We start from the raw sequence: 20774 nt of genomic DNA, 5'->3' as shown, positions 1-20774 counted from the left end.
CCGAGCACGAGCCGGCGGGCATAGCGCACCGTTTCGGTACCGAACGAACCGTTGGAGGCAGCACGGGGACGTTCCGCGCTGCCAACAGCGCCGCCGTCGTCCGCGTTTGCTGTACGCATGGAACGGACTTCGTAGACGCCGTTCCGGTACTGCACACCGGTCACGCGCTCGCCGAAATTCACGTTGGGCAGCTGCGCGGCGACCCACTGGCAGTACTTATTGAACTCGGCGCGCAGCGGATAGAAGTTTTCCCGGATGTAGAAGCGGTACAGCCGGTCGGATTCCTTCAGATAGTTCAAGAAGGAATACCGGGAGGTGGGATCCGCCATCGTCACCAGGTCTGCCAGGAACGGGACCTGCAGGTGGGCGCTGTCCAGCATCATGCCCGGATGCCAGTCGAAGCCGGCACCTTCATCGAGGAAGACGCCATCCAGTTCGGTGATCGGTGCAGTCAGGGCAGCCAGCCCCAGGTTGAAGGGACCGGCACCGATACCGATGAAGTCGTGAACGTGGTTGCTCATCGTGTCCCTCCTGCAAGGTAGTCATCGCCGGCGCGTCGAATCATGCCGAGGATTTCGCGCACATCGCCCAGGGTGGTTTCGGCGTTGAGCAGCGTCAGTTTCAGATAGTGCCGGCCACCGGACTTGGTGCCGGCGATCATGGCTTCACCGGAGCTGGCCAGCGTGCGGCGGATGTGCAGATTGACGGCGTCGGCGGCGTCGCCGTCGAGCCCGTCCGGGCAGTAGCGAAAGACCAACGTGCTCAACTGCACGGGGGCGGCCAACTCGAATCCGGGGTCGGCGGCGAACATCCGGCCGGCGTGGTGAGCCAGATCGATGGCCTCATCCAGGAGCACGCCGATACCGTCCGCGCCGAGGGTGCGCAGGGTCAACCAGAGTTTCAGCGCGTCGAAACGACGGGTGGTCTGCAGACTCTTATCCACCTGGTTCGGAATGTCCTCCCGCGCCGCACTTTCCGGATTCAGGTAGTCGGCGTGGTAGGTGACATGGTTCAGCATCGTCCGGTCGCGGACCAGGACGGCGCTTGAGCTGACCGGCTGGAAGAACGTCTTGTGGTAATCCACGGTCACCGAGTCGGCTTCGCCGGTCCCGTCCAGGAGATGCCGGTGGCGCAGGGAGGTCATCAGCCCGCCGCCGTAGGCAGCATCGACGTGGAGCCAGCTGCGGTATTCGCGGCTGAGCCGGGCGAGGTCAGGGAGCGGATCGAAGCTGCCGAAATCGGTGGTTCCGGCTGTCGCCACCACCGCCATGGGAACCTCGCCGCGCTTGGCGCTGGCCGCCATCGCGGACTCCAGGGCTGCCGGCTTCATCCGCTGATTCGCGTCGCATTCGACCGGGAGAACGGCGTCGTAACCCAGACCGAGCAGTGACGCCGACTTCCGAATACTGAAGTGGCTGACGTCAGAGGTGAAGATACGCAGGCGCCCCAAGAGCGACGGAAGGCGGGCGGCCCGGAGGGTTGGATCCCGCCGAAGCGTGGCGACGGCCTGATTGCGGGCTATCAATAATGCCTGGAGGTTGGATTGGCTGCCGCCGCTGGTGAAGACGCCGTCGGCCGCGGCACCGAGGCCCAGCCGGTCTGCCGTCCAGCGGATCAGGCGGCGCTCGATCAGCGTGGCGCCGGCGCTCTGGTCCCAGGTGTCCAGCGAGGAGTTCACCGCGGAAAGGATGGCTTCACCGACCAAGGCCGGTATGACGACGGGGCAGTTCAGATGGGCGGCGTATTTGCTGTCGTGGAAGTAGACCGCATCGCGCAGATAAAGCTCTTCCAGCTCGGCGAGGGCGGCCGGCATGTCCTCGATGGGCGAGTCCAGGTCCACCGCCTCCACGAGCGGTGCCAACCCGTCCGGAGTGATCCCGGTGAAGGGCTTTTCCGTGCGGGAAATCTTATTGGCCACGAGATCCACCCCCTGTTGGACGTCGTCGGCGTACCGGGACACATTGCGTTGGTTGAAGAGCTGGTTTCCGGCAGCAAGCGCCAACTCAACCCCGGAACCGAAGTCCTCGCGGGTTTCTGTAGCGGAGTTCAAGGTCATGTGACTCCCTCAATAACTGTGATCGACAAGAAGTACCCAAAGGGGAGATGGGCAGGATAGGTTAGCCTTACTTTGGTAAGCCTTACCTATATCGACCTATGGCGTCAAACCGATGACGCGGTACGGGAGGGGCTGATGTTGTTGACCAGGTCCGGTGCCGGCAGCGCGCAGCCTGTGATTGTCCAGTGGCGGGGGCCGCTTTGAACGGTGGTGTTAACTGTCGAGCAGGCCGCGCACGTCCTCGGCCGTGAGCTGTGTGGAGAAGACCGCATCGTCGTCGAGCACGGAGGAGAAGAGCTGGCTCTTGCGTTCCTTTAGCGCCATGACCTTTTCCTCGATGGTGTCCTTGGCGACCATTCGGTAGACCATGACGTTCTTGGTTTGCCCGATCCGGTGGGTCCGGTCGACGGCCTGGGCCTCGGTGGCGGGATTCCACCACGGGTCCAGCAGGAAGCAGTAGTCGGCTTCGGTCAGGTTCAGGCCGAATCCGCCGGCCTTGAGGCTAATCAGGAACACTGGCGCCTTGCCGTCCTTGAACTTGGCGATCACTTCGGCCCGCCGCCGGGTGGAGCCGTCCAGATAGCAGTAGTCGATGCCCGCTGCGTCGAGCCGTTCGGCGGCCTTCTTCAGGAAACTGGTGAACTGGCTGAAAATCAGCGAGCGGTGTCCCTCGGCGACGACGTCCTCGAGCTGCTCGAACAGCACATCGAGTTTGCTGGACGGAACGGCGGCATACTCCTCATCCACAAGCGACGCGTCCAGGCTGAGCAGCCGCAGCAGGGTCAGGGATTGGAAGATCGTGAACCGGTTCTTGTCCATGTCCTCGACCAGGCGCAGGATCTTTTGCCGTTCGCGCTGCAGGTGTGTCTGGTAGATCTTCTGATGCTTCGCCCCGAGCTCCACGTCGAGCACTTGCTCCTGCTTCTCAGGCAGGTCGGAGGCGACCGCTTCCTTGGTGCGGCGCATCATCAGCGGCCGGATCCGGCGTCGTAGTTGGCCCAGTAGTTCCTTGTTCTGGCTGCGTTCGATCGGGCGCTGATACAGCTCGGCGAACTTGGTGCTGATCGGGAAGAGCCCGGGTGCGACGATGGAGAAGATCGAATGCAGCTCCATCAGGTTGTTCTCCATCGGCGTGCCGGTGATCGCCAGCTTGAACGGCACGTCCAGGTCCTTGGCGCAGCGGTGCACCTTAGCCGTCCGGTTCTTGACGAACTGCGCCTCGTCCAGGAGCAGCCCGCCCCACCCATGTTCCTGATAAGCGGCAAAATCGAGCCGGAACAGCGTGTAGGAAGTGATGACGACGTCGGCCCCGGCAACGATGTCCGCCAGCGGACGGCGGCCGCGTGCCTGGGTGTCGGTAATGCCGACGACGTTGAGCCCGGGCGCGAAGCGGTTGGCTTCGGAAACCCAGTTCGGCACCACCGACGTCGGTGCGACGACGAGGACTGGCTGCTCCGGGCTTTCTGATTGCTTTCCCGTGTTCGCGGAGGCAGTCTCTGCCGCCAGTTCCTTGCGGTGGACCAGCAGCGCCAGCGCCTGCAGCGTCTTGCCGAGGCCCATATCGTCGGCCAGCACGCCGCCCAGGCCGTGATGCCAGAGGAACGCCAGCCAGTTGAAGCCGTCCAGCTGGTACGGGCGCAGTTCGGCGTGCAGTCCTTCCGGAACCGGGGTCTGCTCCACCGCTTCGAGTTCCAGGAGCCCGGTGACCGAAGCCCGCCAGGCACGCGCCTGCTCGGTCTCCTCCGCCAATTCCTCCAGCTCCGCCCACAGTCCTGCTTGATACCGGCTGATCAGAAGCCCGTTCTCCACGTCCGCACCTGGTTCCTCGCCCCGAACACCGCGCAGCTGGCCGGTCTTGCGGTCCTGCAGGGTCAGCGCCTCGTCGATCAGGCCGCGCAGCCGGTCGAACACCGGTTGGTCCATCGACAGGTACGTCTTATCCACCAGCAGCAGTTTCTTCGCCCCCTTGGTCAGCGCTTTGAAGATGTCATTGAACGGGATTTTCCGCCCGGCAACCGTGACGATAACGCCCAGATCGAACCAGTCGCTCTGCTCGGTCTCGACGGTGCTCACTGTGAGTTCTGGCGTCTCGGTCAGTTCCCGGTAGTCCGGGCGCTCGCCAACAATGTCGACGCGGACGCCGTCGAGCTCTTCAAGCCGCGGCAGGGTCTGTTCGGTGAAGTCCACTGCGTCGAAATTCTGGAAGGTGGACTTGGCCGGCAGTTCGTTGCTGCGCAGGGCTTTGCACACTGCTGCGGTCAATTCAGCCTCTGCCGCGGCGTCCCGGTAGCCGGTTTCGCCCGGTTCGGGATAGAGACCCTTGCGGTCCGTGGTTCCACCGTGGACGTAGCCCCAGTCCCACTTGGTTTCCAGCGTGTGGGCAGGCCCGTAGGTGGCAGTCAGGACCAGGACCGGCGGAACGATCTCTGGGAACTCAACGGAGGAATCGCTGCTGGTGATCTCCACGGTCCTGCTCAACGGCGGGTAGAAATCCTCGAGGAACTTTTCCACCTCGGGTGCCGGGATTGTCACGGTTTTGCCGCTCAGCAGCAAATGGCGTTCCTGCTCGGAAATGGATTTCGCGGTCGGTGCCAGGGTGATGACACGGGGGTTGGCGGGCGTGTAGCTGTAAACGCCGTGATGGTTGATGGCGCCGGAGGTTTCCAGTGGGTGGCTGTGTCCGTCGATCCCGAGGGTCGGCGTCAGACTGAGGCCGCCGTCGTCGCCGTTTGTTTGTTCTTTCCGCGCGTCCAGTCCCAACACGGCTTGCTGTCCGACGACGATAGTCAGGTCCTTGCGCGCCCCCACCAGCTCGATTCCGAGCCGCTCCGCCTCGGCGAAGAGCTGCCACAGCAGCGGGCTGCTGAATTCGTCGAGATAGAGCCAGTCGTTGTCCTCGCCGTAGTAGGCAAGTCCGTTGGCGCGGTGCAGCGGCGCGAACTGGCTGAACCAGCGATGCTGCTCCGGAGCGAAGTTCAGGCCATACGTCTTGTAGCTGATGGTGTTCCAGCGCAGGTTGTTCTTGACCCAGCGGCCTTTGCTGTTGCACATCACCGGACGGACGGCGGGCCGGAGCCGGTCCACGGTCGTGTCCCGTTCCGGGGAACCTCCCGAGCGCCACGGCAAGGGGACGCGCGACGGCGGTGCGGCCAGATCGAACTGCAAGCCGAGCCGTGTGGTTGCTGTTTGGCGCGGGCCGGTTTCCGGGGCAGCTGCCGGAGAAGCCCGGGAGCCGTCGTCGTTCCCGCTGATCAAACCAGTGAGCGACTGCTGCCAATCAGGTCCGGAGACAGCTTCCGGCTCCGGCTCATGGAATGAGTTGGCGGCCATGACGTGCGCCGTGTTGCCGTAGAGCAGAGTCGCGGCAACGTGCTTGCAGTCGAAACGCATGGGACAGCTGCACGAGCTGAAGTCCGTGCGGTAGCGGCCATTGTTCAGCCGGATTAATTGGATCCTGCAGCGGTAGGGGACCGCGGCGGTTCCGTGCACCGTGCTGCGCAGTTGTCCGGACCCTTCATCCCACTCCATGTCTGCGATGGCGCCGCCCTTGGTGTAGCCCTGTGCCCGCGCGAAAGCTGCACCACCGACCAGGCGGATGATCTCGTTGACGTCCACTAGGGGAAAGTTCGAGGAGGGCACGGAAATCATCCTTCCACGTGCATCCGACACGGTATCGAACTGTTATGAAAAAGGCGTTGACAGGGGGCGCGGCCGGGCACACACTGTAGGCAGTTGCACGGGCACCGAATTGCAGCCGTAATTCCCGCCCGTACACATGGGGTTGGGGAAAAGCCGGTTTGTGATGCGTTACCGTCATGTCATTCTATCTTCTTTGTCTGCGCTGGCTCTTGCCGTCGGCGTCCTGATACCGGCCGCGCCCTCGGCGTCGGCCGCGACCTACAACATAAACCGCGGGCCCAACTACACGAGCCGTGTGGTGCTGACCTTCGACGACTGCCCGCGGACCGTGACAGCGTTCCTGAACGTCATGGCCTGGGCGAAGAGAACCAATACCGGGCTGGTGATTGCGCCGACCGGCGACTGTCAGCGCAAGTTTCGGACGCAAACCGGGGTGCACCTCGCGACAGCTGCCCGGCAAAACGGGCAGTACGCGATCAATCACAGCATCAGCCATCCGGACCTGCGTACCCTCAGTTGTGCCGGTGTCGCCCGTCAGCTACGTGCACCAGGGGTGGTGACCAACTATGGCAGGCCGCCCTATGGGGCTATGAACGCGGCGGTCTCCTGCGGCTACCGGCTCGCCGGGATGAGGCCATGGTTGTGGAATGTCGATACCCGCGACTGGACCGGACGGACACAGGCAGCGGTCGTCTCCCATACCGTCCAGAATGCATACCGCGGCAGTACGGTGCTGATGCACATGCAGTGGAACGGCTTCAATCCGACGGCGCTGGCCCGGATGAAGTCCGGTCTCGGCGCCCGGGGGCTGCAGGTTTGCCGGGCCTATCGGGGGACAGACAATGTGGGGCCCGTGGTGACCAGTCCGACGTACCTGCCAGCCAGATTGCAGTGCTGATTCGGCGCCCCGATTCAGCGGCTCTGGTTCGGCCGCAAAACTCACAGCTAGCATTAAGGTTCTACCGGGTCTTTTCCCTGACTCGGTCCGTACATTCTTAATTACCTCATGAAGGTGCGAGTGATGAGGATCAGTCTTCCCCCAGACTGGTCCCGGTGCCGGTGAACGACTGGAGTGTTTCCCCCAACTACTCCGACCGCTCACCGGCACCATTCTCATTTAAGGCTGTTCAATGGCATCGCCGGGGGTTAGCGGCAAGAACGTCCGCACACAGCATCGCTGTCGGAGGATTCAATATTCATGGCTGGCGTTGAGGTTCTACCGGGTCTTTTCCCTGACTCGTTCCGTAGATTCTTAATTACCTCTTGTTAGGTGCGAGTGATGAGGATCGGTCTTCCCCCGGACTGGTCCCGGTGCCGGTGAACAATTGGAGTGTTTCCCCCAACTACTCCGACCGTTCACCGGCACCATTCTCATTTAACAGCTTCCATCCCTCGGCGACATGATCGGGTACGCCGTCTTCGTGATGGCCGACGGGGGCGTCGTCTTTACTGGGAAAGTAATGGAAGAACGTACGCCGGGAGATACTGACCTGTCCGCAGGGCTGCTCGACGGTGGAAGGAGCCTACTCGTCGCGGGGGTACTCCTCGTCATCGTCATCAACGTCGAGGTTCTGTTCAGCCACATCGGCTTCGTTGGCTTCAGCCGGAGTGTCCCGGCGGCGGTCTGCTTCGTCTTCCCAGGCGGCCGTTCGCCGTTGCTCGAGTACATCGGCTCCCGGTGCATCTGGGTCAAGGGGATCGGGCACTGAGTTGCTCATTTCAAACCTCCCGTACAGATGGCTGCCCTCTACATTCCAACATTACTCGCATTAAATGCGCCGGTGGAAGCGGGGGGCAGAGCTGCTGGGGATGGCCTACTGTTCGCTGGGCCAGACGGACTGGTTCAGCTTGGTCCGGCCGGCCAGCGGGCCCACGGGACCGAACATTGCCAGCCGGTATTCGCGGCGCGCAATCGCGCGTCGGATGCCGGCAACCAGCATGCCCACCCCGGCGATCCCGACGGCGGTTCCGGTGATGAAGGCTGCCCAGATGGAATGCTCGGACAGGAAGAATGTTTGTGACGCGGCGAACCAGGTGGCCATGACAACAGGACCACCGATGAACAGGAGAATGAGACCGGAAATGATGGTTCCAGCAGCTGGTCTGGGTGCCATTGTAAAAACCCCCACGGTTCGAATTGGCGATAGTGTCGGCGCCCCGGGGGTCCACTTCCGCCCGAGGCGCCTATCTCCGTTTTACCCGTACCTGCCTGGCTTCCGCGGTGGGATTCGCGCAGGTTTCGCACAAGATTCAATCAATTGTTCACCCAGGCCACTTAAGTCACTTAAGTAACGGCAACATGGTGCGAACCGCCTCCTCATAGTGGATTTCCGCTGGTTGTGATTCCGGTTCGCAGGCCGGCCGCATCCTGGCACACCGGATTGGCCGCCCGGCTACCATGGACGGATACTGTGACGGATGGGTAGCGCGATGTTTCTGGGAATTGATATAGGTACCGGCAGCAGCAAGGCCGTGCTCGTCAGTCCGGGCGGTCGCATCCTGGATCGGGCGAGCATCACTCACGCTGCCGATTTACCGCGACCCGGATGGGTCGAATTCGACGCCGATGCGGTGTGGTGGTCCGAGGTGTCCAAGCTGACACGTGAGCTTCTATCCCGCAACGATGCCGGGGATCTGCAAGGTGTATGCGTCAGCGGCATGGGGCCGTGCCTGGTCGTTACGGATGATTCGTTCACACCATTGCGGCCAGCGATCCTTTATGGCGTGGACACCCGGGCGACAGAGGAAACCGCAGAACTGACGGCAGAGTTTGGGCCACAATGGATATTCGATACCTGCGGCAAGGAACTTTCGTCCCAATCTGTCGGACCAAAACTGAGATGGCTGAAGAACCACGAACCCGACACATTCGCGCAGGCTACTCACTGGTTCGGTTTGAATTCCTACATAGTCGCGAAGCTCACTGGCGAATACGTTCAGGATCACCACTCTGCCAGCCAGTGCGATCCGCTCTACGACGTGGCCGGCTGCGACTGGGCCACGGACGCGGTGACTGCTGTTGCAGGCCATTTGGAGGTGCCCCGGCTCGTATGGTCAACGGACGTAGTCGGGAAAGTGACACCGGCCGCAGCTGAATTCACAGGTATCCCGGTGGGAACGCCAGTATGTGCCGGCACCGTTGATGCTTGGGCCGAAGCCTTCAGCGCAGGAGTCGAGCAACCCGGGGACCTGATGCTGATGTATGGCTCGACAATGTTTTTCGTCCACATACTTAGCGAGCCGCGGACTCATCACAAACTATGGGCATGCTCAGGAGTCACCGAAGGTGCCTTAACACTGGCGGCAGGGATGTCCACATCCGGAAGTTTGGTCAGTTGGATGCAGCACCTGTTCGGGGATGTTCCTTTGGCGGACTTGATTCAGGAGGCGGAATCCGTTCCCGCCGGCTCCGAAGGACTCCTGGTCCTGCCTCACTTTGCCGGGGAGCGGTCTCCCATTCTCGATCCCGATGCACGCGGCACCATTATTGGATTGACGATGCGGCATGGTCGGGCCCACCTGCTCAGGGCGGCCTATGAAGGAATGGCCTACGGTATTCGGCAGATCCTGGAACTGCTGGAAAGCACCGGCGAGCCTGTCCGGCGATTGGTGGCCGTCGGTGGCGGAACCAATGCGCCGTTGTGGACGAAAGTTGTCAGCGATATTACCGGGAGAACGCAGATTGTGCCGCGTCAAACCATCGGCGCCAGCTACGGCGACGCGTTGATGGCAGCCATAGGAACGGGGGCTGTGCCGGAAGGTACGGTGTGGGCCCAGCCGGACCATGTCGTTGAACCGGATCAAGACAACGCAGCCGTGTATGAGAGCCTTTTCGCGACTTACTCCACCCTCTATCCGGCCATTCGCGGACAGATGCACGAATTGGCTGCAATACAGCGTGATACCGCTAACTGCCCTGAACAGATTCGAGAACTGCCCGAGCAGTCTTTGCGTCCGTAATCAAGCGTCGGAAGTAGCCGGCCCTTGCCCCTGCCGCAATGCTGGTGGCTTTGTGCGTTCCGACGGCGGCCGCGACTGTATGGGGTATCTGCTTGAGCGTTTCCAGACGGGTGTTCACCATCCTTGAGCTGCCGGGAAAATGAACGTCGGCGCCTTTATTGTCGAAGAAGTTCAGACAAACGTCGCCAACCGCCCGCAACAGAGAATCATCGTCGGCCGGAATGAACCGGGAAATGGAGCCGCGACTCGACGGCGGAGCGCCAATGCCCAACAATGCCATGGTCGCGTTTTCCCATAGCCGTTGAATCCGTTGGAATGAGGGGTCCCGGTTAATGCTCGAATACATGTCCTCTGATGGCAGTGCCTGCGCGAAGAGGAAGGCCGGGTGGGCGCCTGTTTTTTCTGCCATCGTGCGGGCGATTTCGTTGGTCTGGTACCAAGGTTCCGGCTCCGCCTGCCCGCCAACCGTCGGGGCGACGACGACGCCGGGCAGCTTGGGCAGCACACCTTCAATGATTTCGTACACCGTGCGGCCGGAAGAGACGAGCAGTATGTCGCCCGGCGATAGATCGACATCCCTGAAGGCAGCATCGACCTGGGGCGCCAGCCCTGTGCGCATTCGAGCCGATTGGTCGCCGTCGGCGATATAGGCCTTTTCCAGGCCCAGGCGTTCGGCCAGCTCGTCCGCCAGGAGATGTCCCTCTTGCTCGATGGGATTAATGACGTCAATCTTCACGAGTCCGACGCGCCTTGCTTCAGCCAGCAGGCGGCTCACCGTTGGCCGCGAGATTTGCATGGATTCCGCAATCTGAACCTGGTTCGCGTCCTCGATGTAATACATCCGCGCCGCTTCGTAGAGCGTGGTCAAGGGAAATTTGCTGTCCGGGGTGGCTTCAGCATCCGCCGTCCAACTCATGATGCCTCCCTGACTGTACTCCGGTGACCTAGGCGACTCTATCCCAAGCGATTTCGATTCTACCTCAGTCTTTGAACAAAATTTCATACAGGGATTGAGCTTGAAATTATGTTCTTGACATATGTTCACGATCGACTAGGCTACTAAATGTTGACGCAGATCACATACCAGCCAAGGAGGACCGATGTCGACAACATCACTGGAACACTCGAATGCAACTGCCGGGGCCTCGCCCCGAACAATGGCGGCAGTCGTCTGCCACGGCCCAGAGGACTACCGGCTTGAACAACTCGCCGTACCGGAACCTGGACCGGGGGAGATGCTCATGAAAGTCGAAGCGGTCGGGGTCTGTGCGAGCGACCTGAAGTGCTATCACGGAGCGGCAAAATTTTGGGGCGATGCCAACCGTCCTGCCTGGGCGCAGAAGGGCGTTACTCCCGGACATGAACTCGTGGGGACTATTGTTCAGTCCGATCAGGCGGCGGAAGATATCCACGGCGCCGGTATCGGAGACCGGGTTGTCTGCGAACAGATTGTTCCCTGCGGCGAATGCCGCTATTGCCAACGAGGCGAATACTGGATGTGCGGTCCGCACGACATGTTCGGCTTCCGCAATTACAACGGTGCGATGGCGCAGTACATGATCGTTCCCTCCAAGGCACGCGTGCACAAGGTCTCCCAAGAACTCCCTCCGGCCCATGCCGCCTATGCCGAGCCGCTGTCCTGTTCACTGCACGGTGTCGAGCGCGCCAACATAAAGTTCGACGACGTCGTCGTGGTGGCTGGGTGCGGTCCCATTGGACTGGGGATGATCGCCGGTGCCAAGGCAAAGGGACCGCTCAAGGTGGTCGCTCTGGATATGGTCGAAGACAAGCTCGAACTGGCCAAAAAGTGCGGCGCCGACGAAGTTATTAACATCGGCAAGGAAGATGCAGTCCAGCGGATCAAGGACATGACCGAAGGCTATGGCGCCGATGTCTACATCGAAAGCACCGGCCACCCATCCGCCGTCGGGCAGGGCCTGAACCTGCTGCGCAAGCTTGGCACCTATGTCGAATACTCCGTCTTCGGTTCGGATGTGTCCGTCGACTGGTCCATCATCAGCGACGACAAGGAACTCGACGTCCTCGGCGCCCACCTCGGCCCGCATTGCTGGCCGGCCGCGATCAAGATGATCGAATCCGGCATCCTGCCCATGGACGAGATCTGCACCGACCAGTTCGGCCTGGAGCAGTTCCAGGAAGCGCTGGACATGGTTTCGGACACTTCCGGAGCTTCCATCAAAGTATCCATCCTGCCCAACTGACATCCTCGCTCAATGGCGTGAGAGGAGATAAATCGTGACTGCAACAGCGGCTACAGGATCCGGGCGGGAAACCCGCTTGGACCGGATTGGTATTCCGCACTCGCTGCGCTGGGGCTTCCTCGGCGTACTGGTGTTCATGACGGGCAACGGGGTGGAGTCCAACTTCATCGCCCCGCATATGGCCGACGCGCTCGGCTCCAACAACCTCGTACCGACCATCATCACCATGTACGGTGTGGCGGTGCTGGTGTCCTCCTACCTGTCGGGCGCGCTGTCCGACCTCTGGGGACCACGGAAGGTGATGACCCTCGGCTTCGCCATCTGGGTGGCCTTTGAAGGGCTGTTCCTGATCAGCCTGGCGACCGGATCGACGGTGGGGGTATTCATTACCTACTTCGCGCGCGGTTTCGGCTATCCGTTGTTCGCTTTCGCGTTCCTGGTGTGGATCAACGCAATAGTCCCACGCAAACGTAACGGCACGGCCGTTGGCTGGTTCTACGTGATGTTCACTGGCGGTCTTCCCACCTTTGGCTCACTCTTCGCCCTCATCTTCATCCCGGTGTTCGGCGGCGGCAGCGGTGGCGAGTCGGCCACCATGCTGGCGTCGACGGCACTGGTGGCAGCCGGTTACCTCATCACGGTTTTCGGTATCCGGGAAAAGACCGGCACCCGGCGGCTCGCGCCGGAAGGGGAATCTTCCTCGCAGGTGATCTTCGGCGGCATCCGGCTGAGCTTCAAGCAACCGAAGATCTTCATCGGGTTTGTGGTGCGGTTGATCAACACTGCGCCGCAGTATGGAATGTTCATCATTCTGCCGACCATCATCGGCGGATCCCTGGGCTGGTCGCAGACCCAGTGGCTCGCGATGACGGTGATCGTCTACGCCTCCAACATCGCCTTCAACGCCGTGTTCGGCGCCATCGGTGACAAGTGGGGCTGGCAGCGCACCGTCAAGTGGTACGGCGTGATGGGCTCCGCCCTCGGGCTGCTGGCCTGGTGGTACGTGCCGCACTGGGTGGAGCCCGGGTCCGATTGGGGCTACGTGCTTTCGGTTATTGCCGGCGTGGCCTTCGGAATCCTGTTGGCTGGCTTCGTTCCGATGGGCGCGATCATGCCGGCACTGACGCCCGGGCATAAGGGTGCGGCCATGGCCATGTACACCACAGCTGCCGGCGGCGCGGCCTTCCTCGGCGGGGCTGTCGTGGCCGCGGTGCTGCCCTGGGGCGGACCGGAAGCGGTTGTTTGGGCGTTTGTGGCTCTGTATGGAGTCGCTTTCTACCTGATGAAGTTCCTGCAGGTTCCCGAAGACACCGCAGAGGAGCCGGACCCGCAACCAGCGAGGTCAAGTACGGTCCGCGACCATGCCAATTCCAGCCAGGAGACCTGATCCATGACCCGGATTTTCAACCGCCCGGACGAGTTCGCCGATGACCAGTTGGCTGGTTTCGTGGACCTTTACGCCGACCGGCTCCGCGCAGTAGCAGGAGGCGTGGTTGCACGCCGCACCACCGACCCACAGGTCGCCGTGGTGATCGGTGGTGGTTCCGGACATTACCCTGCTTTCGCCGGGCTCGTTGGCCCAGGCTTTGCCGCCGGTGCCGTGGTGGGCAACATCTTTACCTCGCCGTCGGCGGCCCAGGTTTATTCCGTTGCTAAAGCAGCCGATCAGGGGAAAGGAGTGGTCCTCAGCTTTGGAAACTATGCCGGCGACAACATGAACTTCGGCCTCGCTGCCGAACGGTTGCGCAAAGACGGCATCGAGACCCGCATTGTGGTGGTTACAGACGATGTCGCCTCCGCAGCCGACGAAGAGAAGCGCCGCGGCATCGCCGGAGACTTCACCGTCTTCAAAGTGATGGGTGCCGCCGCCGCGGCAGGCAAGGACATTGACGACGTCGAACGGCTGGGGCGGGCTGCCAACTCCGCCACCCGGACGCTCGGCGTCGCCTTTTCCGGCTGCACTATGCCTGGTGCATCGGCGCCACTCTTCACCGTTCCGGACGGACAGCTGGGCCTGGGCCTGGGAATTCATGGCGAACCGGGTATTAGAGACGAACGGATGCCCGGCGCGTCGGAGCTGGGCTCGATGCTGGCGGACCATGTTCTGGAACATGCGCCGGTCGACGCCGGGATCAAGGTCGGCGCCATCCTCAACGGATTGGGCACCACCAAGTATGAAGAGCTGTTCCTGCTGTGGGGCGTCATAGCCGGCCGTTTGCGCGCTGCCGGTCTGGAGCTGGTGGAGCCGGAGGTCGGCGAGTTGGTTACCAGTCTGGACATGGGCGGTGCCTCCCTCACCTTGATGTGGCTGGACGGGGAGCTTGAGGAACATTGGAAGGCCGATACGTATACGCCCGCCTACCGCAAGCAGAAAGCCCCTCTCGCGGCAATGGCGGAATCCGACGTGGAAGATGAAGCCTCCGCCGTTCAGATGGAGGCTGCGCCGGAGGCCACTGAGGCCGCCCGGGAACTGGCAGTCGTCGTCGTCCATGGGCTGGAAAACATGGCAGAAACTCTGCACAGCCATGAGAAGAAACTTGGCGATATCGACGCGGTGGCCGGCGACGGTGACCACGGCCGGGGAATGGTCAAAGGTGTGGATGCTGCCCTCGACGCAGCCCGTCGTGCGGCCGAAGCCGGACCAATAGGAGGTGCCTGGGCGTTGAAGCAGGCGGGTCGTGCCTGGGCCGAGCATGCAGGAGGTACATCGGGCGTGCTCTGGGGCGCAGCCCTGGAGGCGGCAGGTCAGTCCTTGACCGACAGCCGGAGCACGTACACGGCATCGGATTATGTGACCGCAGCGGAAGCGTTCTGCTCGGCCATTACGGACTTGGGCGGCGCTGTCCTCCACGACAAGACGTTGGTGGATGCGCTGGTGCCTTTTGTCGGAACACTGAAAGAAAACATCGATGGAGCCGGTTTCGCTTCAGCCTGGCGAGGCGCTGCTGTGGTGGCGACGGAACAGGCCAAGGCCACCGCACATTTGAGTCCCAAGGTCGGCCGGGCACGTCCTTTGGCGGAGAAAAGCGTCGGCACTCCGGACGCGGGGGCTACTTCGTTGGCCCTGATCGTGTCAGGACTGGCTGACCTGAAAATGTATGCGCGTGCTGAATAGAACCCCACGGACAGAAAAATTTGTGCTGGAAAGGACTGATGAGATGTCAATGAAAATCGTGGTCGGCGGCGACAGCGCCGGTTTTAGCTATAAGGAAGCGCTGAAGGCTGACCTTGAGGCCAACGAACTCGTTTCGGAGGTCTTCGACGCCGGCGTGGACGCGAACGGTCAAACCGACTACCCGCATATCGCCGTCGACGCCGCCCGGATGGTGGCTGAAGGCAAAGCTGACCGGGCATTACTGGTTTGCGGAACCGGGCTTGGAGTCGCCATCTCGGCCAACAAAGTCAAGGGCATTCGTGCCGTGACCGCCCACGACCCGTACTCCGTGGAACGGGCGGTGCTCAGCAATAATGCGCAGGTGCTGTGTATGGGTGAGCGGGTCATCGGGCTTGAACTGGCGCGGAGGCTCGCGGCCGAGTGGCTGACCTATACGTTTGATGAGGCCAGTGCTTCCGCTGGCAAGGTGGACGTTATCTGCAGCTACGAGGAGGAGTAATGGTCAACAGCTTCGACGGACGCACAGCAGTCATCACCGGCGCGGCCAGCGGCATTGGAAATGCAGTCGCGCAGTACTTCGCTGAACGGGGCGCCCGCATTATCGGCGTGGACATGGCGGATTCGGTGCAGGGAACCATGCGTGCGCTGCCGGGCGGAGAACATCACGGCATCCAAAAGGACCTGACCGAAGATGCAGCGGCGGAGGAAGTCGTTGCCGAGGCGATTGAGGCAGCCGGTGCGGTGGACATCCTGATCAATTCAGCGGGTGTGGCTCTGCTGGACAAGGCGGTGGATCTTCCCCGGAACAAGTGGGACGCAACGATTGCCATCAACCTCACGGCCAGCTTCACCATGGCTCAGGCGGCCGGACGGGCCATGACTGAACGGGGTTTTGGGCGGATCATCAACCTGGCGTCCCAGGCGAGCGTGGTCGGGCTGGACCAGCATGTAGCCTACTGCGCGAGCAAGGCCGGGATCGTCGGCATGACCCGCGTATTGGCCATGGAGTGGGCGGGGGGCGGGGTGACCGTCAACGCGGTTTCGCCGACCGTCGTCGAAACCGCTCTGGGTAAGAAGGCATGGGCAGGGGAGAAGGGCGAGGCGATGAAGCAACTAATCCCCGCTGGCCGCTTCGCCCAGCCGGAAGAGGTGGCCGCCATGATCGCTTATCTGGCCAGCGACGACGCCGGCATGGTCACCGGAGAGAACATGCTTATCGACGGCGGGTATTCGGCGGTCTGACCTGCCGGCCACCGCTAATCCTGTCAGCCGGCGCTAATCCGCGGTACCGACATGCTCACGGATGGCCTCCTGGAAGGCCGCCGCGGCCTGATCGGCGAAGGCTTCCGCGACGACAAAACCGTCCGGCCGGATGAGGAATACCTTGCCGCCGGCCAGCCCTTTCCGTGGATTGGCAGGGAAGGTGAGGACTTCGACATCGAGCTCGGAACGGAGTGCTTCCAGCCGGACGGCATTGATGTCCCCATACACATGGGCCTGCCATCGGGTGGCCTTCAGCGCCTCGAAATTCTGCCCGGTCCACGGCAGCCGGCGCCCGACGACGCGTCCCCGGCGCCCGCGTGCATCCTCCCGCGCCCGCTCGCTCATCCAGTAGTGGATGCGCACCTGCGAAATGTACTCGAAGAGCCGCGATCCACCGGCCAGCCTGGGTATCACCCGGATGCCCACCGGCGCGGCCAGCGGCAGTAGGAAACGCCGGGCCTGGCGGAGGAAGAAATTGTCCGAGGTGACGGCGCCGAAGAGGCGGTCGGTGGTGCGGGTCAGCCGCAGTGCGACCGGCCGGCGCTCCGCGGAATAGCGGTCCAGATAGGAATCCGGCGCTTCGCCTTTGAGTACCGCGGCGAGTTTGAAGGCGAGGTTGTGCGCGTCCTGCAGCCCGGTGTTCATCCCCTGCGCGCCCACGGGGGAGTGCACGTGCGCCGCGTCCCCGGCAAGGAACACCGGCCCATCGCGGAAGCCGGCAGCCACCCGGTGGTGCACCCGGTACGTGGAAAACCACGACGACGACTCATAGCTCACGCCGAAAACGCGCCGCAGCATCGGGCGGACGGATGATTCGACAGGTTCGTCGTCCTCCCGCCCGGACTGCTGCCGGACGATGCCGAGCAACCGGTCGTGTCCGCCCGTGCCCATGGGAAATCCCAGCAGCATATATTCAGCACCGAACCGCAGATTGATCGACGCCGGCATAAGCCCGGTCACGCCGTGCGCGTCGGCGACGTAGAAGGTGTGCTGGTTGGTGCGGCCCTCGAAAGGAATCTGCCGCAGTTTCCGCACGGCCGACGATGTGCCGTCGGTCCCGACGCAATACCGTGCGCGAATCCCGGTCTGGCCGCCGGGGCCCTCGACTGTGGCACTCACTCCTGTGCCGCCGTCGTCCATCACTTCATCCTGCAATGCCGTGATCCGTTGTTCCCAGCGGACGCCGGAGCCCAGCCGCTGCAGGTTCCCGCTGAGCAGTTCTTCGTTCCGGCTCTGTTCGAAGATGTAGATATGAGGATACGGAGTGCTCCCGGCGCCGAGGGTCAGGAAGCGGACATAGCCGAACGGTTTGTGTTCGTAGCCCGGGGCGATACCTTCGGCGACCTGGCTCGCTCGAACCACTTCGGATGCGATGCCGAGCTGGTCGTAGATCTCCATGGTCCTGGCCTGGACCCCGAGGGCGCGGGATTCGCGTGTTGGCCCGCTCTTCGAGTCGATCAGCGCGCAATCGATGCCGAGTTTGACCAGCCAGTTCGCGAGCATCAGACCCGTCGGCCCGGCGCCGACAACGAGCACATCGGTACTTTCAATCTGTCCGGACACTGCGGCCTCCTGCCCTCGGGAAACAGTTCCAACGCTACTCCTGACCGGCCCGGGCAAGTCACAATTCCGACAAGGACTTGGTTTCCGCTATAAATCGAATACCAAGTAGGCAAGAATGAAGCGAAGAGTCTTCCTGTCCTTAGGGAGTCGTCTTCACCGTGAACCGCCGCAAACCCTCGAACCGGTAAGCAGCTCAATACAGAACTGCCAGAGGCCGGACAAAGGAGTCAGCAGTGAGCAAATCCGATTCAGCCAGCCGTCCATCCCACCGGTTTCGTTTTTTGGCAGCGACTGGAGCGGTCGCTGCGCTGGCCCTGACCGGCTGCACCGGAGAGGACCCGGAGCCTTCGCCAAGCCCGGCACCTGAATCAAGCACTGCTGAAGCCTCGCCGACTCCCACGCCGACACCTACCCCGACGAGCGAGGAGATCGGCTTCGCCGACATCCCGGGGATTATCGATGAGGTGCAACCCTCGGTTGTCACCATCTTCACCGAAAACGGGCTCGGCAGCGGCGTTATCTACAGCAACGATGGACTGATCCTGACCAACGAGCATGTGGTCGGGGACGCCCGGGATGTGGAGATCGGTTTCGCCGACGGACAGCGCGTGGCGGGACTGGTTGTCGCCACCGATCCGGTCACCGACCTGGCTCTCGTCCAGGCGGACCGCCAAAACATTCCAGCGGCCGAATTCCAAACCGACCTGCCCGACGTCGGTGAACTCGCCGTTGTGATTGGCAGTCCTCTGGGTTTCGAGAACAGCGCCAGCGCCGGCATCATTTCCGGCCTGCACCGTGAAATCCCCGGTTCGGCCACCAACAGCCAGTCGCTGGTCGACCTGATCCAGACCGACGCCGCCATCAGTCCGGGGAACTCCGGGGGCGCGGTCGTCAATGGCCAGGGCGAGGTCGTCGGTATCAGCGAGGCTTACATCCCGCCGCAGACAGGCGCGGTTTCGCTCGGATTCGCCATCCCGGCTGCCACCGCCGTCGAAGTGGCTGAGGAACTCATCGAGGACGGCTCTGCCGAACACGCCTACCTTGGCCTGGTGCCGAGGACGCTCACGCCGCAGATCGCCGAGCAGTTGGGTGTGGAACAGGAATCCGGCGTGGTTGTCCTTTCGGTGGGGGCCGGTACTCCTGCGGCCGAGGCGGGCATTGAGCCCGGCGATCTGCTCGTGTCCCTGAATGGTGAACCACTCGAGAACTCGGAGGACCTGCTGGCAGCACTGCGCCAGCTCAATCCGGGCGAAACGGTCAATGCCGAGCTGATCCGCGACGGTGGAAGCCTGGGCGTCGAAATCGAGCTTGGAGAACGTCCTACCGACGAGGATTCGTAGGGCCTGACTGTTTTGTGCATTTCTGCAGATGCGCTCTGCAGGAATTGAACTTGAGCTGCTTCTCTTGTGCGGACATACTCGATAGGGCGCGCTTTGTGGTGCCTGTCACAAAAGTATGTTTCAACCGTTCGCACTGTGTCAGAGAAGACACTGAAGGAGTTCCAGATGAGTACAGGGAATCTAACGTCGACACCGCGGGAGGAACCAGACCCCAAAACGTCTGGGCTGAAGAAGGTTGTAGCAGCGTCGATGGCCGGTACGGTCGTTGAGTGGTACGAATTCTTCCTCTACGCGGCGGCCGCCACGTTGGTGTTCGGCGGATTGTTCTTCCCTGGTGCTGAGTCGGAATTGGACGGCATCCTGGCCGCATTCCTGACCTACGCGGTCGGCTTTATCGCGCGGCCGATCGGCGGTATCGTCTTTGGCCACTTTGGAGACAAGTACGGCCGCAAGCACCTGCTCCAGATCAGCATCATCATGGTCGGTGTCGCCACGTTCCTGATGGGTTGCCTGCCTACCTTCAACTCGATCGGCTACTGGGCTCCGGCGCTGCTGGTCGTTCTGCGCTTCGTCCAGGGCTTCGCCGTGGGTGGCGAGTGGGGCGGTGCGGTGCTGCTCGTTGCCGAGCACAGCCCGAGCAAGTCCCGCGGATTCTGGTCCAGCTGGCCGCAGTCCGCGGTCCCGATGGGTAACCTGCTGGCGACCGGTGTGCTGTTCGTCCTCTCTGCGACCCTCTCCGACGAAGACTTCCTGGGCTGGGGCTGGCGGGTCGCGTTCTGGCTCTCCGCCGTCATCGTGATCATTGGCTATTACATCCGCACGAAGGTCCAGGACGCTCCCATCTTCCTCGAGTCCCGCAAGGAAGTTAAAGCGGAGAACAAGGGCTACGGCGTTGCAGAGGTCTTCCGCCGCTACCCGCGCGGTGTCTTCACCGCCATGGGGCTGCGGTTCGAGGAGAATATCCTGTACTACCTGGTGGTGACCTTCTCGATCACCTACCTGGCCGTCGTCGTCGGCACCAACACCTCCAGGATCCTGCTCCTGCTGCTTCTCGCGCACGCCATCCACTTCTGTGCGGTACCGATGGTCGGCAAGATGTCCGACCGGTTCGGCCGCCGCCCGGTCTATCTGGCCGGGGCAATACTGGGTGGCACCTGGGGCTTCTTCGCCTTCCCGATGATGGATACCGCCAATGACTTCGTCATCCTGGTCGCCATCACCATCGGACTGCTGTTCCACGCGCTGATGTACGCCGGTCAGCCGTCGATCATGGCGGAAATGTTCCCCACCCGGATGCGCTACTCCGGCGTCTCGCTGGGCTACCAGGTCACGTCCATCGTCGCTGGTTCGCTGGCGCCGATTATCGCGACCGCGCTGCTGGACGAGTTCGGATCCTCCACACCGGTGGCGCTGTACCTGATGGGTGCCTGCATCATCACCGCCATTGCGGTTTTGACCCTGAAGGAAACCCGCGGCGTCTCACTGCACGATATTGATGCGGCGGATGCCAAGGGCACGGCGGACCTGCTGGCCGCCGCTAAGAAGTAAACCCCCTGACGGGTGCCCGGACAGACGCGTAGTCTGGCCGGGCACCCGTTTCACTACGAAGGAAGACC

At 62.3% G+C, this 20774-nt stretch carries 16 protein-coding genes; 9 read left to right on the top strand and 7 right to left on the bottom strand.

The genetic code is table 11. The features are described from left to right. The 3 genes from Y707_RS23595 to Y707_RS23590 all read right to left on the bottom strand — a co-directional run. Window positions 1-521, bottom strand: a 521-nt coding sequence (locus Y707_RS23595) for a SidA/IucD/PvdA family monooxygenase (protein WP_035780392.1), incomplete at its 3' end; no start/stop codon positions are given. Next, on the bottom strand, window positions 518-2056 hold the full coding sequence (locus Y707_RS0104975) for a pyridoxal phosphate-dependent decarboxylase family protein (RefSeq protein WP_026534254.1): 1539 nt from the start codon (window positions 2054-2056) through the stop codon (window positions 518-520). The genes Y707_RS23595 and Y707_RS0104975, both read right to left, overlap by 4 nt. A 213-nt stretch (window positions 2057-2269) precedes the next feature. Further along, window positions 2270-5695 carry a DEAD/DEAH box helicase gene (locus Y707_RS23590; RefSeq protein WP_162150178.1) on the bottom strand — a complete coding sequence of 1142 codons (3426 nt, stop codon included), beginning with the start codon at window positions 5693-5695 and terminating at the stop codon, window positions 2270-2272. A 193-nt stretch (window positions 5696-5888) separates the two neighbouring features. On the opposite strand from Y707_RS23590, the gene Y707_RS28805 reads away from it, so the two are divergent. After that, entirely contained in the window at window positions 5889-6593 is a 705-nt protein-coding gene (locus Y707_RS28805; RefSeq protein ID WP_162150177.1) for a polysaccharide deacetylase family protein, read from the top strand. 625 nt (window positions 6594-7218) lie between these two features. On the opposite strand, the gene Y707_RS33620 is transcribed toward Y707_RS28805, so the two are convergent. Next, window positions 7219-7413 (bottom strand): Rv3202a family protein, encoded by a 195-nt coding sequence (locus Y707_RS33620; protein WP_503487603.1) that lies wholly within the window; start codon window positions 7411-7413, stop codon window positions 7219-7221. Window positions 7414-7509: 96 nt separating this feature from the next. Next, a complete protein-coding gene (locus Y707_RS0104955) occupies window positions 7510-7809 on the bottom strand; it encodes a hypothetical protein (protein WP_026534251.1) in 300 nt (99 codons plus the stop codon). Between the two features lie 304 nt (window positions 7810-8113). Between Y707_RS0104955 and Y707_RS23580 the strand changes: the two genes are divergently transcribed. Next, entirely contained in the window at window positions 8114-9655 is a 1542-nt protein-coding gene (locus tag Y707_RS23580) for an FGGY-family carbohydrate kinase (protein WP_253905063.1), read from the top strand. On the opposite strand, the gene Y707_RS23575 is transcribed toward Y707_RS23580, so the two are convergent. Then, complete coding sequence (locus tag Y707_RS23575; protein WP_051441661.1) at window positions 9603-10571, bottom strand: sugar-binding transcriptional regulator; 969 nt, start codon at window positions 10569-10571, stop codon at window positions 9603-9605. The genes Y707_RS23580 and Y707_RS23575 overlap by 53 nt on opposite strands. A 184-nt stretch (window positions 10572-10755) precedes the next feature. Here Y707_RS23575 and Y707_RS0104940 point away from each other — a divergent pair, with 184 nt between their 5' ends. From Y707_RS0104940 to Y707_RS0104920, 5 genes are read left to right on the top strand one after another with little or no spacing between them, the layout of a single operon-like run. After that, on the top strand, window positions 10756-11877 hold the full coding sequence (locus tag Y707_RS0104940; protein WP_275451190.1) for a zinc-binding dehydrogenase: 1122 nt from the start codon (window positions 10756-10758) through the stop codon (window positions 11875-11877). Window positions 11878-11911: 34 nt separating this feature from the next. Continuing rightward, on the top strand, window positions 11912-13264 hold the full coding sequence (locus Y707_RS23570) for an RbtT/DalT/CsbX family MFS transporter (protein ID WP_051441660.1): 1353 nt from the start codon (window positions 11912-11914) through the stop codon (window positions 13262-13264). Between the two features lie 3 nt (window positions 13265-13267). After that, window positions 13268-14992 carry a dihydroxyacetone kinase family protein gene (locus tag Y707_RS0104930; RefSeq protein WP_026534249.1) on the top strand — a complete coding sequence of 575 codons (1725 nt, stop codon included), beginning with the start codon at window positions 13268-13270 and terminating at the stop codon, window positions 14990-14992. A 43-nt stretch (window positions 14993-15035) separates the two neighbouring features. Then, window positions 15036-15491 carry a ribose-5-phosphate isomerase gene (locus tag Y707_RS0104925; protein WP_026534248.1) on the top strand — a complete coding sequence of 152 codons (456 nt, stop codon included), beginning with the start codon at window positions 15036-15038 and terminating at the stop codon, window positions 15489-15491. Further along, window positions 15491-16234, top strand: a complete 744-nt coding sequence (locus tag Y707_RS0104920) for a GolD/DthD family dehydrogenase (RefSeq protein ID WP_026534247.1) — start codon at window positions 15491-15493, stop codon at window positions 16232-16234. Before Y707_RS0104925 ends, Y707_RS0104920 begins: the two co-directional genes overlap by 1 nt. 33 nt (window positions 16235-16267) lie before the next feature. On the opposite strand, the gene Y707_RS23565 is transcribed toward Y707_RS0104920, so the two are convergent. Continuing rightward, a complete protein-coding gene (locus Y707_RS23565) occupies window positions 16268-17818 on the bottom strand; it encodes an FAD-dependent monooxygenase (protein ID WP_035780390.1) in 1551 nt (516 codons plus the stop codon). Between the two features lie 233 nt (window positions 17819-18051). Here Y707_RS23565 and Y707_RS0104910 point away from each other — a divergent pair, with 233 nt between their 5' ends. Together Y707_RS0104910 and Y707_RS0104905 are read left to right on the top strand one after the other, a co-directional pair. Beyond that, entirely contained in the window at window positions 18052-19158 is a 1107-nt protein-coding gene (locus Y707_RS0104910) for a S1C family serine protease (RefSeq protein ID WP_026534246.1), read from the top strand. A 165-nt stretch (window positions 19159-19323) separates the two neighbouring features. Further along, window positions 19324-20706: an MFS transporter gene (locus tag Y707_RS0104905; protein WP_035780388.1), complete on the top strand. Its 1383-nt coding sequence runs from the start codon at window positions 19324-19326 to the stop codon at window positions 20704-20706. The last annotated feature ends 68 nt before the right edge of the window (window positions 20707-20774 follow it).

The sequence above is a fragment of the Arthrobacter sp. H14 genome, from assembly GCF_000520495.1.
GTDB lineage: Bacteria > Actinomycetota > Actinomycetes > Actinomycetales > Micrococcaceae > Arthrobacter_C.
This window is presented reverse-complemented; position numbering and strand designations above follow the sequence as displayed.

What these genes read in the sequence shown, in the direction of transcription:
- Y707_RS0104975 (WP_026534254.1), bottom strand. Translation starts at nt 2,056, where the DNA reads ATGACCTTGAACTCCGCTACAGAAACCCGCGAGGACTTCGGTTCCGGG.
- Y707_RS33620 (WP_503487603.1), bottom strand. Translation starts at nt 7,413, where the DNA reads ATGAGCAACTCAGTGCCCGATCCCCTTGACCCAGATGCACCGGGAGCC.
- Y707_RS0104955 (WP_026534251.1), bottom strand. Translation starts at nt 7,809, where the DNA reads ATGGCACCCAGACCAGCTGCTGGAACCATCATTTCCGGTCTCATTCTC.
- Y707_RS23580 (WP_253905063.1), top strand. Translation starts at nt 8,114, where the DNA reads ATGGGTAGCGCGATGTTTCTGGGAATTGATATAGGTACCGGCAGCAGC.
- Y707_RS23575 (WP_051441661.1), bottom strand. Translation starts at nt 10,571, where the DNA reads ATGAGTTGGACGGCGGATGCTGAAGCCACCCCGGACAGCAAATTTCCC.
- Y707_RS0104940 (WP_275451190.1), top strand. Translation starts at nt 10,756, where the DNA reads ATGTCGACAACATCACTGGAACACTCGAATGCAACTGCCGGGGCCTCG.
- Y707_RS0104930 (WP_026534249.1), top strand. Translation starts at nt 13,268, where the DNA reads ATGACCCGGATTTTCAACCGCCCGGACGAGTTCGCCGATGACCAGTTG.
- Y707_RS0104925 (WP_026534248.1), top strand. Translation starts at nt 15,036, where the DNA reads ATGTCAATGAAAATCGTGGTCGGCGGCGACAGCGCCGGTTTTAGCTAT.
- Y707_RS0104920 (WP_026534247.1), top strand. Translation starts at nt 15,491, where the DNA reads ATGGTCAACAGCTTCGACGGACGCACAGCAGTCATCACCGGCGCGGCC.
- Y707_RS0104905 (WP_035780388.1), top strand. Translation starts at nt 19,324, where the DNA reads ATGAGTACAGGGAATCTAACGTCGACACCGCGGGAGGAACCAGACCCC.